18 protein-coding genes are annotated in these 15936 nt (G+C 66.6%); 2 read left to right on the top strand and 16 right to left on the bottom strand.

Translation table 11 applies throughout. The features are described 5' to 3' along the window. Positions 1-13: 13 nt before the first annotated feature. From QF206_RS06475 to QF206_RS06420, 12 genes are all read right to left on the bottom strand, one after another. The gene (locus QF206_RS06475) at positions 14-1648 is read right to left on the bottom strand and encodes a putative B6 ABC transporter ATP-binding protein (RefSeq protein ID WP_281488394.1); all 1635 of its coding nucleotides are present in this window, start codon (positions 1646-1648) and stop codon (positions 14-16) included. Between the two features lie 189 nt (positions 1649-1837). Further along, complete coding sequence (locus tag QF206_RS06470; protein WP_281488393.1) at positions 1838-2929, bottom strand: putative B6 ABC transporter substrate-binding protein; 1092 nt, start codon at positions 2927-2929, stop codon at positions 1838-1840. Between the two features lie 345 nt (positions 2930-3274). Next, a complete protein-coding gene (locus QF206_RS06465; RefSeq protein ID WP_281488392.1) occupies positions 3275-4096 on the bottom strand; it encodes an IclR family transcriptional regulator in 822 nt (273 codons plus the stop codon). Positions 4097-4151: 55 nt separating this feature from the next. Further along, on the bottom strand, positions 4152-4607 hold the full coding sequence (locus QF206_RS06460; RefSeq protein ID WP_281488391.1) for a YbhB/YbcL family Raf kinase inhibitor-like protein: 456 nt from the start codon (positions 4605-4607) through the stop codon (positions 4152-4154). Between the two features lie 22 nt (positions 4608-4629). Continuing rightward, entirely contained in the window at positions 4630-5493 is an 864-nt protein-coding gene (locus tag QF206_RS06455; RefSeq protein ID WP_281488390.1) for an alpha/beta fold hydrolase, read from the bottom strand. Between the two features lie 7 nt (positions 5494-5500). After that, positions 5501-6442, bottom strand: a complete 942-nt coding sequence (locus QF206_RS06450; RefSeq protein ID WP_281488389.1) for a 3-hydroxyacyl-CoA dehydrogenase NAD-binding domain-containing protein — start codon at positions 6440-6442, stop codon at positions 5501-5503. Between the two features lie 38 nt (positions 6443-6480). Beyond that, positions 6481-7230, bottom strand: coding sequence for a class II aldolase/adducin family protein (locus QF206_RS06445; RefSeq protein ID WP_281488388.1), 750 nt, complete (start codon positions 7228-7230; stop codon positions 6481-6483). Between the two features lie 44 nt (positions 7231-7274). After that, complete coding sequence (locus QF206_RS06440; protein ID WP_281488387.1) at positions 7275-7868, bottom strand: amino acid synthesis family protein; 594 nt, start codon at positions 7866-7868, stop codon at positions 7275-7277. Next, positions 7858-8985, bottom strand: a complete 1128-nt coding sequence (locus QF206_RS06435; protein ID WP_281488386.1) for an FAD-dependent oxidoreductase — start codon at positions 8983-8985, stop codon at positions 7858-7860. Before QF206_RS06435 ends, QF206_RS06440 begins: the two co-directional genes overlap by 11 nt. Positions 8986-9170: 185 nt before the next feature. Next, positions 9171-9914, bottom strand: coding sequence for a pyridoxal 4-dehydrogenase, SDR-type (pldH, locus tag QF206_RS06430; protein ID WP_281488385.1), 744 nt, complete (start codon positions 9912-9914; stop codon positions 9171-9173). Positions 9915-9979: 65 nt separating this feature from the next. After that, positions 9980-10738: a 4-pyridoxolactonase gene (pldA, locus tag QF206_RS06425; protein WP_281488384.1), complete on the bottom strand. Its 759-nt coding sequence runs from the start codon at positions 10736-10738 to the stop codon at positions 9980-9982. A 135-nt stretch (positions 10739-10873) separates the two neighbouring features. Continuing rightward, complete coding sequence (locus QF206_RS06420; RefSeq protein WP_281488383.1) at positions 10874-11407, bottom strand: hypothetical protein; 534 nt, start codon at positions 11405-11407, stop codon at positions 10874-10876. A gap of 37 nt (positions 11408-11444) precedes the next feature. Here QF206_RS06420 and QF206_RS06415 point away from each other — a divergent pair, with 37 nt between their 5' ends. Together QF206_RS06415 and QF206_RS06410 are read left to right on the top strand one after the other, a co-directional pair. Further along, a complete protein-coding gene (locus QF206_RS06415; RefSeq protein ID WP_281488382.1) occupies positions 11445-11846 on the top strand; it encodes a VOC family protein in 402 nt (133 codons plus the stop codon). Next, positions 11843-12877, top strand: a complete 1035-nt coding sequence (locus tag QF206_RS06410; protein ID WP_281488381.1) for an alcohol dehydrogenase catalytic domain-containing protein — start codon at positions 11843-11845, stop codon at positions 12875-12877. The genes QF206_RS06415 and QF206_RS06410 overlap by 4 nt, the downstream gene beginning before the upstream one ends. Before the next feature lie 101 nt (positions 12878-12978). On the opposite strand, the gene QF206_RS06405 is transcribed toward QF206_RS06410, so the two are convergent. From QF206_RS06405 to rplM, 4 genes are all read right to left on the bottom strand, one after another. After that, positions 12979-13275, bottom strand: coding sequence for a 4a-hydroxytetrahydrobiopterin dehydratase (locus QF206_RS06405; protein WP_281488380.1), 297 nt, complete (start codon positions 13273-13275; stop codon positions 12979-12981). 94 nt (positions 13276-13369) lie between these two features. Beyond that, positions 13370-14731, bottom strand: a complete 1362-nt coding sequence (gene glmM, locus QF206_RS06400) for a phosphoglucosamine mutase (RefSeq protein ID WP_281488379.1) — start codon at positions 14729-14731, stop codon at positions 13370-13372. 24 nt (positions 14732-14755) lie between these two features. Continuing rightward, positions 14756-15241: a 30S ribosomal protein S9 gene (rpsI, locus tag QF206_RS06395; protein ID WP_281488378.1), complete on the bottom strand. Its 486-nt coding sequence runs from the start codon at positions 15239-15241 to the stop codon at positions 14756-14758. A 29-nt stretch (positions 15242-15270) separates the two neighbouring features. Further along, positions 15271-15717, bottom strand: coding sequence for a 50S ribosomal protein L13 (gene rplM / locus QF206_RS06390; RefSeq protein ID WP_281488377.1), 447 nt, complete (start codon positions 15715-15717; stop codon positions 15271-15273). Positions 15718-15936: the final 219 nt, after the last annotated feature.

Genomic DNA, 15936 nt, shown 5'->3' with positions numbered 1-15936 from the left:
TTGGGTCGCGGACTCAGGCGAGCGAGGGCTCGCGGGTCGAACCGGTCATGAGCTCGCCGACTCGCTCGCTCGTTCCCGACGAGTCGTTCGCGACCTCTCCGACGATGCGGCCCTTCGAGATGACGGCGATGCGGTCGGAGAGCTCCACGAGCTCGTCGAGGTCGGTCGAGATGAGGAGCGCGGCCCCGCCTTCCGCTGCGAAGCGGCGCACGGCCTCGCGAACACGGTGCACGGTCTTGAGGTCGAGACCGTACGTCGGCTTGTGGAACACGACGACCTTCGGGTCGTGCGACAGCTCGCGCGCGAGCAGGATCTTCTGGATGTTTCCGCCGGAGAGCGTACCGGCGCGCGTGTCCGCTCCCGGCGTGCGGATCTCGTACTCCGCGATCCGCTCGGCCGCTTCGGCCTGAACCGCCGAGCGGTTGATCTGCCCCCGCTTCCAGAAGGGTGCTTGGCCGATGCGCTTGAGCACGAGATTCACCGCGACCGAGAGGTCGCCCACGATGCCCTCGTGCAGCCGGTCGTCGGTGACGTACCGCAGTCCCAGCCGCTGGCGGGCGCGAACGCCGAGCTTGGTCACCTCGCGGCCCTCGAAGAGCACGGCGCCCTTCTGCGCCGAGCGCTGACCTGCGATGGTCTCGGCGAGCGCGCTCTGGCCGTGGCCGTCGATGCCTGCGATGCCGAGCACTTCGCCCGCGTGCACGGCGATTGAGACGTCTTCGATGCCGATCTCCATGCGGCCGGCGTGGCTCGAGACTCCGCGGAGTTCGAGGACGACAGGGCGGGATGCCGCGGCATCCGCGTCATGGTCCTGCCCGGCGCGCGTCGCACCGGCGAGCTCCTCCGCCTGGTCGGCGCTGACGTTGTCGATGTCGTCGCCGAACATCGCCTCGAGGATGCGCTTCTTCGCGGCCTCTTCGTCGTACTGGCTCAGCTCTTCAGGACTGATGTACGCGGCCATGCGGCCGCCACGAAGCACAGTCACGCAGTCGCCGATCGCGTATGCCTCGCGCAGCTTGTGCGTGATGAAGATCACGGCGAGCCCCTCGGCCTTGAGGCGGTTGACGCTCTCTTCGAGCTCGGCGATCGCCTGCGGTGTCAGCATCGAGGTGGGCTCGTCGAGGATGAGCACCTTCGATCCTTGCCACATCGCCTTGGCGATCTCGACCTGCTGCTGCTGCCCGAGACCGAGGTCGCCGGCGAGAGCATTGGGGTTGATGTCGGCGCCGAGCTTGGCGCTGACCTCCTTGAGCCGCTTCATCGCGCCCTTGCGATCCAGCGGGAGTCTGCCGGTGTCGCCGAGCATCAGATTCTCGAGCACCGTGAGGGTGGGGATGAGGGTCGTGTGCTGATAGACGACCCCGATGCCGTGGTCCATGGCGACGCGCGGAGAGCTGATCGCGACGCGCGCGCCGTTGATCTCGATGTGGCCGCTGTCGGGTTGCTGCATGCCGGCCAGGATGCTGATGAGCGTCGACTTGCCCGCGCCGTTCTCGCCGAGCAGGCAGTGCACCTGCCCGCGGCGCACCTCCAGGCTGATGTCGTCGTTCGCGACGACCCCTGGGAACACCTTGCCGATGCCCTCGAGCCTGACGAGGACCTCGTTCTGCGCGCCTTCCACCGGAGCGTGAAGGTCTGCACGATTCATGACTTGCTTCTCTCTCTGGAGCCGCGTCCCTGTTCGGAAACGACGTCGTCTCCTGATGTCGGGCGGCGTCCCGGGGAAGGCGTCTGAGCGCCCGCCCCGGGACGACCCGGTGTCGAGTGTTGCTGCGCGCGAGCGGCTTCGCGCCGATCAATCGGTGTCGATCGGCGCGGGCCGGCCGCGCTCGATGGATCAGTGGGCGTCGATGACGGCCTGGACCGCGTCCTTCGTCGTGGTCTTCTCGACCTTGACCGAGCCGTCGATGATGCCCTTCTTGGCCTCTTCGACCGCGGCGAGGATCTCGTCGGTGAGCTGGTCGCTCTCCTGCAGCGTGAGACCGCCGTTCTCGACCGTGAGCGAGTACGACTTCTCACCGAAGGTGCCGGCCTCGATGTCGGCGATCGCCTGCTTGTACGCGTCGGCGAAGTTCCAGAGCACCGAGGTGAGCACGATGCTCGGGTCGGTCACGGCCTCGGTCACGTCGCCGATGGTGGCGATGTAGCGCACCGGGTAGCCGGTGTTGGCGGTCTCGATCGCCTGCAGGTAGCCGACGGTCGCGCCGTCGCCCATGCCGAAGATGACGTCGGCGCCGGCCGCGATCACCTGAGCGGCCACGTTGCGTCCACCGGCCGAGTCGCCGTACTCAGCGGGGCCGATGTAGGCGAGCACGACGCTGATGGACGGGTCGACGCTGTAGACGCCCTGCGCGAAGCCACCCGACATGGTGAACCAGTTGAGGTCCTCCGCCGAGACCACGACGCCGACGGTCTTGGTCGTGGTGCTCATCGCAGCCGCGACGCCGGCGAGGTATGCGCCCTCCTGCGCTTCGGTCATGACGGTCGCGACCTTGCCGGGAACGTTCTGGTCGTAGTCGACCACGAGCACGGGAACACCGGTGCTCTGTCCGACGCGGGCACCGGCGGTGTTGAACCCGCTGGCGTGGGCGATGATGAAGTCGTTGCCCTTCTCGGCCACCTGGCTCAGGATCGTCTCGGTGTTGTCGTAACCGACGTTCGAGTTGTCATCGAGCTTGATGCCGAGTTCGTCGGCCACCTGCTGAGCAGCCCAGATGCCCTGCTGGTTCCAACCGTGGTCGGATTCCTTCTCGGGCGTGACGATGGCGAATTGCTCGACCTTCGTGCCTTCGGCCTTGCCGTTGTCACCGGTATCACCGGTGTCACCGCCTCGAGCAGTGCAGCCCGCCGTAGCGAGAAGAGCTGCTCCCAGCACCGCGGCGAGACCGACCTTGGCGAGCCTCCTGGGAAGAACTGTGGAACGTGACATAACGCGGAAGTATCCCTTCGTGTCAAGGACGTCGCGACTCCCTCGTCGCGCCGCAACTGCGGACTTTTTCTCAAAGCCTGCAGTTAGAGTGTCAACATATAAGAGCAGCGCCGGGGGTGTCAACAAGTTTGAATGCCGGTTTTCGTGCCCCTTTTCGCGGGGCGCGAAGGCTCCTCTGCCAATGCGCGAGCACGACGGAAAGCCGCGTGTGCACCTCGTTCGAAGTGCGCCTCACGCGGCAGCGTACTGCCGGTCCAGGGCAGGTTTCTCAGCGGCCCGGAGTTCGTTTCCGGACCGTGACCAAGGTGGCCGAGCGGATCGCTGGCTGGTCGGGTCGTTGCGCGATCACGCCTCTTCGCGTCGAATGGCGGCCTCTACCTCACGAGCAGCGGCCTGCACCGTCGCGACGAGCTCTTCGCGCCGCGCCTCGCCGATGCGGAACGACGGGCCGGCGATGCTGATCGTCGCCACGACGGTGTTCTCGACGTTCACGGCCGCGGCCACAGCCCAGATACCGTCGTCCACCTCGGAGTCGGAGATCGCGAGGCCGGCCTTCGCAATGGCTCGCAGTTCATCGCGGAACCCGTCGATCCGCGCGGGGCTGGACTCGTGCATGACCCGGCTCAGATACGACTCGCGTCGCGATCGCGGCATCGACGCGAGCAGCACCTTCGGCCCGGCGCCTCGATGCAGAGGCATGAGGTGGCCGGGCCGAAACGAGATGCCGAGCGTCAGGTCGGGCTGCGACGAGACCACGCAGACCGCACTGTCGCCGATGCGGCGCATGGCCAGCGCGGTCTCACCCGTCTGCGCGACGAGTCGGTCGACCACGGGCTGGGCGGCCGCTGCCACGTCGATGCTGGCCTCCGCAGCGGCTGTCAGCCGCAGCACCTGCGGCGACAGCACGTAGGTGCCACGGTTGCGCTCCTCGACGAGATACAGCTCGCGCAACAGCGCGATATAGCGGTATGCGCTGGGGATCGAGATGTTGTGCTGCGCGGCGACCTCTTCGATCGTGACTTCGGGCTTCGACTCGCCGAATTGCAGCAGGATCTGCAGCACGCGGCGTGCGCTGTCGACGCCCTTCGTCTTGTTCTGCGCCGCAGCGCCCGCGCCCTGCGTCGTGTTGCCCTGCGTCGTGTTGCCCTGCGTCGACGTCGACTGCATCGCCAACTCTCTCCTTTGCCGGACCGCTATCGGCCGCCCTCGCCAATCGGGCTGATCAGCGCTCGTACGTGCCGACCGTGCGGTTCTGCTCGATGATATTGTCCGCGTACTTGGCCAGGAACTCCTCGCGAGTCGGCTCGCCTTCCACCTTCGTGTCGAGCGCGTACACCCAGAAGTAGTAGTGGTGGGTGCCGTGACCGTGCGGCGGCTGCGGTCCGGTGTACGCCTTCTCGCCGATGCCGTTCGGTCCGGTGCGCCCCACGGCAGCGTCACCGCCGAGTTCGGTGGTGGACGGGTCGATGCCGTATACCGTCCAGTGCGTGAACCCGTTCGCCAGCGGCGCGTCGGGGTCGTGCAGGATCAGCGCGAGCTCCACGGCCTCGGCCGGCGCACCCGAGATCTGCACCCGCGGCACCTGGTTGCCCGTCTCGGCTGCGAACCGGTCGTCGATCTTCTCGAGCGTTCCGATGTCGGGGCTGGTGACCTTGAGGTCCTTGATGTTGAGTGGCATGTCGTGCCTTCCTTTCGGCCGGTCAGAGCCCGGCGATGAACGAACGGATGCTGTCCGCGATCGCTCGCGGTTGCTCCTCTGGAACATAGTGGTCAGCGTCGTCGACCAGCTGGTAGCCGAGGTCGGGACGCAGGCGCCTGGTGGCTTCGAACGCGGCCTGGGTGACCAGCGTGCTCTCCGCGCCGCGGATGTACAGCGCGGGCCGGGCGACGTCTTCGGTGAATGGTGCGAGGTCTGCTCGGAGCCCCGTGACAGTCTGCGCCATGGCTTCGGGCGAGGCGAGCGGGCGGAGTCCATCACCGTCGCGCACGTAGCCATAGTCAGCGCGGCGCACGATCGCCTCGCGCGGGATCTTCTGGTACCGGTTCTGCAAGTACTCGATGACCGCATCGCGATCAGCGAAGTGCTGGTCTCCACCGTTGACCCTGGCCTCGAGAGAATCGAAGACCTCTGTCTCGATGAACGGCGTGAAGTCGATGCCGACGAAGCCGTCGATGAGATCTGGGCGCCGGGCGGTCGCGACCGTCGCGTTGCGCGACCCGAGCGAGTGGCCGACTACGACGTCCTTGCCGCCATTGCCGCCCAATTGCTCGACCAGAGCGATGACATCGTTGCTGTAGTCGGTATGCGTGTATCCACTGGCAGGCTTGTCGCTTCGCCCGTGCCCGCGCTGATCGACCGCCACCACGGTGAATTGCGCTGCGAGATCCTCGGCGATCGGGCGCCACACATCAAGGTTGGCGGTGACGCCGTGGAACAGGAACACCGTGGTGTCGCCTGTTCCACGCACGCGCACCTGCAGCTCGATGTCACCGGTGTTGACCCGGCGATCCTCGAACCCGCCTGCCTGCACGCCTTGCTGCATGTCTTGCGATTCGACAGCCATCGACGGATCAGACCGGGTTGTCGCTCAGAGGGGCCGGCATGGCCTTACGAACAGCAGTGAGCTGGCGCACGATCTCGCCGCGCAGCGCAGCTACATCGCCCTCGCCGTACTCGAAGATGCCGCCGCCCGACTTGAAGCCCAGCTTGCCGGACGCAACGCGGTCGCTGATGAAGGCGGGCACCCCGTCGGTGTTCGACAGGTCGCGGTTGAGGTAGCCCGCGACGCTCGTGTAGATATCGAGCCCCGCCATGTCGAGCAGGCGCATCGGTCCGACGACCGCGAGCTTGTACCCGATCCCCCAGCGCACCGCGGTGTCGAGGTCGCGCTCAGAGATGACGCCTTCGTCGACGAGCGCGAGGCACTCGCGCATGATCGCGTACAGGACCCGGTTCTCGACGAAGCCGGGCACCTCGCGCTCGAGCACCGCCTCGTAGCCGAACGCGTTGACGATCTCGATGAGACGGTCGCGCACGGCGTCCGAGGTCTGCTCGCCCGGCACGACCTCGATCATGGGGATCAGGTGCGGCGGGTTCGACCAGTGCATGCCGATGAAGCGCGCAGGCGCGTTGAGCGCCTCGCCGAGTTTGGTGATCGGGATGCCGGACGTGTTCGACGCGATGATCGTCTCGTCGCTCACCTCGGCCTCGATCTGGGCGAGCACGCTCTTCTTGAGGTCCTCGCGCTCGGGAACGGCCTCGAGCACGAACTCGGTGCCGCGCAGGGCCTCGGCGATGTCGGTCGTGTACGACACGCTGCCGCCATCCACCTTGTTGCTGCCGAGGTTGTCGAGCACGCCCTCGCACATCGCGACGGCCTGCTCGGCACGGGTCAGGGCTTCGGCGACGACGTCGTAGACGCGCACCTGCGCACCGGCGCGAGCGAAGACGGCCGCGATGCCCGGGCCCATCGTGCCCGAACCTACGACCGTGACTACTGCTGGGATCGACATGGCATTCTCCTTCGAATGATCAGGGTGGGTTTCTCGAACTACATCGGCTGGGGCTCGCGCCCCTCGAGGCGGTCGAGCTTGCGGTTGAAGTACCACCAGTAGTTGTTGCGGGCGGCTTCGGGGTAAATGCGCCGGTTCTTCTCGACCGTCTCGTCGGCATCCGGGAACTCGAAGTCGTTGCCGCTGGCCTCGAGATCGATCTGGAACTTGGCCGACCACTCGAGGAAGATGCCGCACAGCGTGAGCGACTTCACGTCGGAGCCGACGAATGCGATGCCGTGGTTGGCGAGCAGCACGGCTTCGGCGTCACCGAGCGTGCGGGCGACCGCCTTGCCGAGTTCGACCGTGGTGATGATGTGGCTGGTCTCGTCGAAGCGGGGAACCCCGCCGTTCGCGAACCACACGCCGTGGTTGTTCACCGGGCCGAGTGTGCCCTTGCCTGCTCCGTAGACCGTCGCGAAGTGAGCGTGCGAGTGGCCGACGAAGTTGACGTCATCGCGCGCCTTCATGATCTCGGCGTGCAGCGGCCACTCGAGGTGGCGCAGCCCCTCGCCCTGCAGCACGTTCCCGTCGAAGTCGATCAGGATGTAGTCGTCGGGCTGCACCTCGCTCAGCGCCAGGTTGCCGCGCTTGAGCCACAGTCCGCGGCCTTCCGGGTCGCGGTACGACAAGTGCCCCATGGACATGTCACCGTGCCCCTCCATCTCGAGGATGCGGTGCGAGCGCGACAGATCGTCGAGCACCGACATGATCTCGGGCGGAGCGTTCAGAGGTCCAGGCTTCTTCATAGGTCGTGGATTCCTTTCAATCAGGATGCTGGTGAAGGCGGTGCTCAGGAGAACTGAGCGAGCGCCTCTTGCTTCGTCATGCCGCCGACCCGCGCGTGCGGGCGTGGGCCGCTCGCCACTGCGACGCAGATGAGGAGCTCATCCGGGCGCGGGCCGTCGGGGATGTGCAGCGTGATGCCGTCGTAGTAGTCGCGTACGTAGACCTCGTCCTTGAACGCGAGCGGGATGTCGATGGAGACGCCCGGGGCGGCGACCTTGGTCACCGAGGAGATCCAGGCGCGACCGCCGCCGACGGCATCCCGGAATCCGTTGCCGAACACCGTGGTGACGCAGGCCACAACGTGCTCCTGCTCGCCGTTGATCCCCGCGACTCCGCCCTTGCCGTAGCCCTCGACGGGACGCCCGCCGAGCAGCGCCGCGGCGCGCTTGCCGAGCTGGATGCCGAGTTCGCGACTCGGATCGGTGAGCGAGCTCAAATCCTGCTGGAACGGCTTCCCGGCGAAGGGGTTGCGGATGGCGACGCCGACGGCGGCCTTGACGAGGGGCTGTTCGAGCTCGTTCCCCGCCTCTCGAACTATCTCCTCGACCGCCGAGTACCAGGTGCGGACCTCATAGCCCGGCAGCGACTCAACCGACACTGATCATCTCCCTCGTCGTGGGGTCGTACCGCGCTGTCTCCAGCATCTGCGGTGTGAACTGGTTTCCCTTGGCCATGCTGCGGGTCTCGGCGAACCACGCCGAGCGCTCCTGGCACTCATCGGTGATCTGGCGTTCGCGGGCCTCCCAGTCGACGAGCGCCTGGGGCAGGTCGGCATTGGCCGCCTCGGTCGCTGCGACTGCGACGGTGTACGCGTTCGACATCGCTGTGCCGGCACCCTGCGCCAGCGCCGGGCACATGGCGTGGCCGGCGTCGCCGATGAGCGCGATGCGACCCTTCGTCCACTGCTTCAGCACGGTGGTCTGGTACCCGTCGTAACGGCCGTGGATTTTCGCGGCCTCCTCGAGCACCGGGGCGAGGTAGGGGTGGCTCTCGACCCAGACGTCGTAGTTGATCGGCACGGCCGACCCTTCCTTGTCTTCGATCGGTGCCATGAGCGCCAGGTACAACTCGTCGTCGTTGCACGGCACGTAGAGCACGCGGAGCACGCGCGGCTCGAGGTTCCAGAAGTCGATGACGTTGTCCCACTCGCCGGGGCCGAGGTCTTCCTTGCGGCGGGGGACGATGAGGCGGGTGATGCCGTCGCGGGATTTCGTGCGCTCGAGTTCGAAGTGGTTCGAGTCGCGCACCTTCGATGCCACGCCGTCAGCGCCGATGACCAGATCGGCCTTGCGCACTTCGCCAGAGGCGAGGGTCACCGAGCCGGCCGGATCGGCCGAGACGACCTCCGAGGCGACGCGGATGTCGACACCGCTGTTGCGAGCGGCATCGACGAGGGTCTCATGCAGGTCCTGGCGCGTCATCGTGCGCCACTCGAGACCCCAGAAGTCCTCCTTCGACTGCGTCACATTGTGCATGCGCGTCTCGTAGAACGGCGGCACCATCGACTTCGGCAGGAGCGGCTCGTATGCACCGATGGCCTTGAGCACCTCAAGGCTGTTGTGCCACAGCACGATGCCCGCGCCGAACGCACGCAGTTCGTCGCCCTTCTCGTGGAGCGTGACGCTCCACCCACGTTGTGCGAGCGCGGTGGCCACGGTGAGGCCGGCGAAACCGCCGCCGGCCACCTCTGCGTGGCGACCATTCGATTCGCTCATCTGGTCCTCCGGAATCTTTTGTCCTAAATCTCGCATAGCGAGACTCTCGTATTAGCTTCTAATAATTGAAGTGAATTGGCAAGAGAATGCCCGTCACAGCATCACGTGAGTGTCGTGACGGGCGGATGATTGCGCGTCGCGCGGGCGGTTCCGGGCGAATCACCCGCGCGACGCACGCTTGTGGGTCAGTTGCGAGTGTGACCGCCGTCGACCACGAGCGTCTGGCCCGTGACCCAGCCGGCCTCCTCGGAGACGAGGAAGGCCACCGCGGGCGCGATGTCGTCGGGCTGGCCCTTGCGGTTGAACGCCTGCATCGGGACCACATAATCGAAGCCCGAAGCGTGGGGGCCTGCCATGACGCCTTCGCTGGCGGTCAAGCCGGGGGCGATGGCGTTGATCGTGATTCCGTACTTTCCGAGCTCGCCCGCGAGTGCGCGCGTGAAGCCGATCGACGCACCCTTGGTGGCGACATAGTGGGCGCAGTTCGGCGTGCCTGCGACGAACGTGTTCGAGGCGATGTTCACGATGCGGCCGTACCCGGCCTCCTGCATCTGGTTCGACACGGCCTTGGTCATGAGGAACAGGCCGTCCATGTTGACCGCCATCACGCGACGCCACTCGTCGAAGGTGATGTCCTCCCAGGCGACCTGCGGCACGAGGGCTGCGTCGTTCACGAGGATGTCGACACGGCCGTACTTCTCCATCACCGCATCCACGAGTTCCTTGACGGACTGCTCGTTGCTCACGTCGACCTTGTGGGCGTAGCCCCCGATGGATGCTGCAACCTCGTTGGCCTTGTCGATGTTGATGTCGGCGACGACGACGGTGACACCGTCCTTCGCGATCCGGCGGGCGATAGCCGCGCCGATCCCCTGGGCAGCTCCCGTCACGATGGCGACGCGCTGTGCAGCCTGCTCAGCGTTTCCCATTGCTCACACTCCTTCGTATGGTTCGATCGCCGCGACGGATGCCGCGGCGTGCTGAATGCGGCGGACTAGTTGCCGCCGTAGTACTCGGGGGCCTTCTTCCAAGTGAGGAACGGCTCCATTTCGTGCGACGGGTAGAGGTCGGCGTTCTTCGCGCGGGCCAGGTACCGGAGGCGGCGCAGCGAATCCACCGAGTCGACCGGGTCGAGGTGGAAGCCACCGATGACCTCGCGCTCGATGCTCTCGTAGGTGTATGCGGCGTCGCCGCAGAACAGCATCGACTTCTCGTTCTGCATCTCGACGAAGAGCGAGTAGTGCCCCGCTGTGTGCCCGGGCGTCTCATAGATCCAGATCCCCGGAAGGATCTCGTGGTCGCCCGAGATCATCTCGTACTTCACGCCTTCGTAGTCGAAGGAGAGGTCGGAGTAGCCCAGACGCTCGAAGGGCTCGGGGACACGGGCGTGGCGCAGTTCCTCCTTGTGCACGAGCACGCGCGCGTTCTTGAGGTACTTATTGCCGCCGACGTGATCGAAGTGGAAGTGCGAGTTGATGACGATGTCGACGTCTTCAGGCTTGTAGCCGCACAGCTCGAGCTGCGCCGGGATGCTCTGCTCGGGAGTCTGCTCCGGCAGTTCGAAGGGAAGGACCCGCTGGGTGTGCTCGAGGTCGTAACCGGTGTCGTACATGAGCAGACCGTCTTTGTGCTCGACGAGCACGCTGTAGACGGGGAAGCGAACCGGCGTCCCGATGTCGTGGTGCCAGAAGACCTGGGAGCGGTCGATGACCAGGCTCCCTCCATCAAGCAGGTACACCTTGGGATCGGTCATTGACTACTCCTCCTTGAGTATCGATGCGGCACGTGGCGGGTGTGGCGCTCGCGCTGGCGGCCCAGCGCAGCTCTAGAACAATCTTCTTAGATGATCTGAGATTGATCGCACTCTATGAGAAACCGGAGCGGAGTGTCAACCCTTGTGGGAGAGGTCGAGCCTGACGGCATCCGAATCGTCGAACGACGGCATATCGGTGTAGTACGCCCAGTCATAGCAGTAATCGAGCGGCGGGTCATCATCGAAGGCGCCGATGCAGATCATGTCGCGCTGACGCTGCTCTCCTGCCTCGTCGAACGCGACCCTGCAGAGCACTTTGAAGTGGCTGGGCTCTCCGTCGATGGCGTGATCGGACGGCACCCAGCAGTCCACGAAGCGCGTATGCTCGGCCGCCGCGTCGCGCGCGGCAATCGGGGCGATCTGCGACAGCATCCGCTGGTCATCGGCGCCGAGGTCGTCGATCGCGCGAGCCGGCGCCGAGGGTGCTGAGCACGCCGAGAGCAGCCCTGCCACGGCAACGGCGACCGCAAACGCGCGGAAGGCCGCGCTCTGCCGCACGCCCGATCGGCAAGGACTCCTGCGGGCAATAACTTGGCTCATATTCGCACCATCTGATCCAGCTTTCGCGCCATGTACGATTCCGACATACTTTAGTGAGCGGGCGTTCACGCCTGCCTCAACGACGAGGAACAGGGAGCACAGACCCATGCCGCCAATCTCAGCGAACCGCGCCGGCGTCATTCTCGCGGTAGACGATGTCGCCGCGCTGACTGATTTCTACACCACCCACCTCGGCTTCACGGTCGAGGCGCAGTACGAGAGCCCCGCATACACGACGCTCGTCAACGGTGCCACCCGCCTCTCGCTCGCCGAGCAGGGCCACCCGGCGAACGATCTCCCCGGCTTCACCATGACGGTGCTGCCTCAGGGGCCGACCCCGAATCACTGCCTCGTGCTCGAGGTCGATGACTGCGACGCCGCGTACGAGCAGCTCCGCTCGGCCGGCGTGGAGGTTCGCTCGGAGGTGTTCCGCCCGCCGTGGGGCGGCGCACGCTTCTTCTTGACCGATCCTGAAGGAAACCTCATCGAATTGGAGACCCTGGCATGAAGGTCGTCCGCCTCGTCGGCAAAGAGCAGATCCGGGTCGAGGATGCACCCGACGCGCAACTGCAATCGGATGACGACGCCATCGTCCGCGTCACCCACAGCGCGATCTGCGGCGCCGATCTGCTCCCGTACCACGGCTACACGCCAGGATTCGAGTTCGGCACCATCCCCGGCCACGAGTTCGTCGGTGAGATCGTGGCGGTCGGCGATCGGGTGACCGCGGTGAAGCCGGGTATGCGCGTGGTGAACACGAGCATGACCTCCGACGGCACGTGCCGACACTGCCGGGCGGGCCGCCCGACCCAGTGCGAGAACCGGTCACTGTTCGGATACTCCGGCGTCTACCCTCGCCTGGACGGCGGGCAGGCTGAACTCGTGCGTGTGCCGTTCGCCAACCGTTCGCTCTTCGAGGTTCCCGAAGGGGTCACGAACGAGCAGGCGGTGTTCATCGCCGACATCCTGCCGACCGGGTTCGCCGGTGTGCGGCGTGCGGGCGTCGGCTTCGGCGACGTCGTGGTCGTGCTGGGCTGCGGACCGGTGGGGCTCATGTCGATCATCAGCTCTGCGGGCACCGCACGCACGGTGATCGCCGTCGATGGTGTCGCTGAGCGACGCGAACTCGCCGAGCAGCTGGGCGCGACCGCCGTGTCACCGGATGACGCGCCAGCCGCCGTCGAGCGGGCGACCGCTGGGCTCGGCGCGGATGTCGTCATCGAGGCGTCGGGCAGCGTCCCGGCCATGAAGGGCGCGTTCGATCTCGCGCGGCCTCAGGGAGTGGTGTCGGTCATCGGCGCCCACTTCGAGCCCGACTTCCCCCTGAACAACGGCACCATGTTCGAGAAGGAGTTGACGCTCGTGTTCTCGGTCGGCGACCCGTCGCGCGACCGAGAGCGCTTGCTCGCCGGCATCCAGGCCGGATCGATCGACCCCTCGCCGGTGCTCACGCACTCCATGCCGCTCGACGAGGCGCAGGAGGCATACCGCGCGTTCGACGCCAAGGAGATGACGAAGGTCGTTCTGACCACGGCTTGATCACCACATGCGGTGAGGCGTTGCGCCGGCGAGGACTGTCTCGCCGGCGCACCGCTTTTCGGCGCCGGAGCGTGCCAGGGCGATGACGCCCGCACGGCTGTTCAGGCGTATCCGAGTTCGCGGGCAGCGGCCTGGACGTGCCGGGCCAGTTCGAGATCGAGGTCGGTCACGCCGCCGGCCTCGTGCGAGGTGAGCCGCAGGTCGAGACGGCCGTAGCCCAGCTCGACGTCGGGGTGATGGTTGAGGGATTCGGCGGAATCCGCGACCGCGTTCAGCAGTCGCATCGCACCGGCGAAGTCCTTGGTGTCGAAATGCGCGACCAGCGCATCGCCCTCGTGGGTGAAGGCGGTGCCCTCCAAGGCGTCGGACGTTGCGCCGGAATCGAGCGTGCTCGTCACCAGGTGCTCCTTCGAACCGGTCACGGCGGATGCCGAGACTCGCCTCGGAGGGTACGTCTGCTGGTGCCCGGCGACAAGCATCGCCGTCTGGCCGTTAGACGGCGAGGCGCTCCCGGACGACATCCGCGAGCCCGTCGGCGGTCTGCTGGGCCGTGGCCTGATCCGCGGCTTCGACCATGACACGCACCATGGGCTCGGTTCCCGACGGGCGCAGCAGCACGCGTCCTGTGTCGCCGAGCCGGGCCTCTGCGGCTCGAACAGCTTCGGCGATGCCCTCGTCTTCGCTCATCCGCAGATGGTCGACGCCGCGCACATTGACGAGCACCTGCGGCATGACCGTCATGACCGAGGCAAGTTCGGCGATCGACTTGCCGGTGCGAGCCATCTCGGCGACGAGGTGCAGGCCTGTGAGCACGCCATCGCCAGTCGTGGCGAACTCGGTCATGATCACGTGACCCGACTGCTCACCGCCCAGCGAGAGACCGCGCTCGTTGAGCGCCTCGAGCACATAGCGGTCGCCCACCTTCGTCTCGACGAGCGAGATGCCATGAGCTGCCATGGCCCGGCGCAGGCCGAGATTGCTCATGACGGTGACCGCGAGAGTCTGTTCGGCGAGCTTGCCGCGTTCGGCCATTGAGAGCGCGAGGATCGCCATGATCTGGTCGCCATCGATGATCTTGCCGTCGCGATCGACGGCGAGGCACCGGTCGGCGTCGCCATCATGGGCGATTCCCACGTCGGCGCCCAGCGAGACGACCGCTTCTGCGAGCTTGTCGAGGTGCGTCGAACCGACGCCGTCGTTGATGTTGAGGCCGTCGGGATCTGCACCGATGACCGTGACATCGGCGCCGGCATCCGCGAATGCCTGTGGCGATACGCCCGCTGCGGCTCCGTGGGCGCAGTCGAGCACGACCTTGATGCCGCCGAGCCGGTTGGGGAGCGTGCCGAGCAGGTGCACGACGTAGCGGTCTTCGGCATCCGCGAAGCGGCGGATGCGGCCGACGCCTGCGCCGGTGGGTGCGAGCTTCGGCGCCGCGAGCGCGGCTTCGATGCGGTCTTCAACCTCATCAGGAAGCTTCTGACCACCGCGCGCGAAGAACTTGATGCCGTTGTCAGGCGCGGGGTTGTGGGATGCCGACACCATCACACCGAAGTCGGCGTCGATGTCGGCGATGAGGAACGCAGCGGCCGGGGTCGGGATGACGCCAGCGTCGAGCACGTCGATGCCGGAGCTCGCGAGCCCTGCGGCGACCGCCGAGGAGATGAACTCCCCCGACACGCGAGGGTCGCGCGCGAGCACGGCGACGGGCCGACGCCCGTAGCGCCGGCGTTCGGCAGCGTGCCGTCCCTGGGTCAGGACGACCGCGGCCGCCTGGGCGAGGCCCAGGGCCAGGTCAGCGGTGAGTGCACCGTTGGCCAGGCCCCGGACCCCGTCAGTGCCGAATAGTCGAGGCATGACGTCCCTGGATGCGCGGGACGATCAGCGCTTCGAGAACTGCGAGGCCTTGCGGGCCTTCTTCAGACCGGCCTTCTTGCGCTCGATGATGCGTGCGTCGCGCGTGAGGAAGCCGGCCTTCTTGAGGGTCGGGCGGTTATTCTCACGGTCGATCTCGTTGAGCGCACGGGCAACGGCGAGGCGCAGCGCGCCGGCCTGGCCCGAGGGGCCGCCGCCGGTGATGCGCGCGGTGAGGTCGTAGCTGCCGAGCAGGTCGAGCACCTTGAAGGGGTCGTTGATCAGCTGCTGGTGGAGCTTGTTGGGGAAGTACTCTTCGAGCGCACGGCCGTTGACCGTGGCCTTGCCGCTGCCCGGCACGAGGCGCACGCGAGCGATGGCCTCCTTGCGGCGGCCCACTGCGGCACCCGACACGTTGAGCACGGGGCGGGGGGTCGAGGCGGCGGCAGCGGCCGGCGTCTCGGTCGTGAAGCTCTCGGGAGCCTGGTCGATGGAGTCTGCGATCTTCGCCATGGGAGTCTCTCTGGTCCTATCCGGCGCGCTTACTGGGCGACCTGGTCAAGGGTGTACGGCGTGGGCTGCTGCGCGGCGTGAGGGTGCTCGGCACCCGCGTACACCTTCAGCTTCTTGATCTGAGCGCGGCCCAGCGAGTTCTTCGGGAGCATGCCGCGCACAGCCTTCTCGACGGCGCGAACGGGGTGCTTCTCGAGCAGCTCCGCGTAGGTGGTGGCAGTGAGGCCGCCCGGGTAACCCGAGTGGCGGTACGCCTTCTTCTTCTCGAGCTTGGCGCCGGTCAGGGCGACCTTCTCGGCGTTGATGATGATGACGAAGTCGCCCATGTCGATGTGCGGGGCGAAGGTCGCCTTGTGCTTGCCACGCAGCAGGGCTGCGGTGTGGCTTGCGAGACGACCGAGCACAACGTCGGTGGCGTCGATGACGACCCAGTCGCGCTGGATGTCAGCGGGCGTGGGGGTGAACGTGCGCGTCACAGTGCTACGGCTTTCTTGTCGAGGTGTTCGTGAATCCCGCTCCGGTCGGGCGTTCTGCAGCGGATCGCTGTGAACGCTCGGGTGGAGGGCTCAACCGGATGCCTGCCGACGGCAGACACCAACGGGAAAGTCTAGCATTCCCGCAGCACTGGCAATACCGCGCCGGTGCCGACCCCTACAGCGCGCCCGGTCTTGCTTCAGCACCGAGGCCCGGGTCAG

Origin of the sequence: Ruicaihuangia caeni, from assembly GCF_029952955.1 — a bacterium.
Taxonomy (GTDB): Bacteria; Actinomycetota; Actinomycetes; order Actinomycetales; family Microbacteriaceae; genus Ruicaihuangia; species Ruicaihuangia caeni.
This window is presented reverse-complemented; position numbering and strand designations above follow the sequence as displayed.

Bases quoted from the DNA above. Each gene is read 5' to 3' on its own strand.
- QF206_RS06460 (WP_281488391.1), bottom strand. From the start codon at position 4,607: ATGCCACTCAACATCAAGGACCTCAAGGTCACCAGCCCCGACATCGGA.
- QF206_RS06475 (WP_281488394.1), bottom strand. From the start codon at position 1,648: ATGAATCGTGCAGACCTTCACGCTCCGGTGGAAGGCGCGCAGAACGAG.
- QF206_RS06435 (WP_281488386.1), bottom strand. From the start codon at position 8,985: ATGAGCGAATCGAATGGTCGCCACGCAGAGGTGGCCGGCGGCGGTTTC.
- rpsI (WP_281488378.1), bottom strand. From the start codon at position 15,241: ATGGCGAAGATCGCAGACTCCATCGACCAGGCTCCCGAGAGCTTCACG.
- QF206_RS06450 (WP_281488389.1), bottom strand. From the start codon at position 6,442: ATGTCGATCCCAGCAGTAGTCACGGTCGTAGGTTCGGGCACGATGGGC.
- QF206_RS06470 (WP_281488393.1), bottom strand. From the start codon at position 2,929: ATGTCACGTTCCACAGTTCTTCCCAGGAGGCTCGCCAAGGTCGGTCTC.
- QF206_RS06415 (WP_281488382.1), top strand. From the start codon at position 11,445: ATGCCGCCAATCTCAGCGAACCGCGCCGGCGTCATTCTCGCGGTAGAC.
- QF206_RS06410 (WP_281488381.1), top strand. From the start codon at position 11,843: ATGAAGGTCGTCCGCCTCGTCGGCAAAGAGCAGATCCGGGTCGAGGAT.
- pldA (WP_281488384.1), bottom strand. From the start codon at position 10,738: ATGACCGATCCCAAGGTGTACCTGCTTGATGGAGGGAGCCTGGTCATC.
- QF206_RS06465 (WP_281488392.1), bottom strand. From the start codon at position 4,096: ATGCAGTCGACGTCGACGCAGGGCAACACGACGCAGGGCAACACGACG.
- glmM (WP_281488379.1), bottom strand. From the start codon at position 14,731: ATGCCTCGACTATTCGGCACTGACGGGGTCCGGGGCCTGGCCAACGGT.
- pldH (WP_281488385.1), bottom strand. From the start codon at position 9,914: ATGGGAAACGCTGAGCAGGCTGCACAGCGCGTCGCCATCGTGACGGGA.
- QF206_RS06445 (WP_281488388.1), bottom strand. From the start codon at position 7,230: ATGAAGAAGCCTGGACCTCTGAACGCTCCGCCCGAGATCATGTCGGTG.
- QF206_RS06455 (WP_281488390.1), bottom strand. From the start codon at position 5,493: ATGGCTGTCGAATCGCAAGACATGCAGCAAGGCGTGCAGGCAGGCGGG.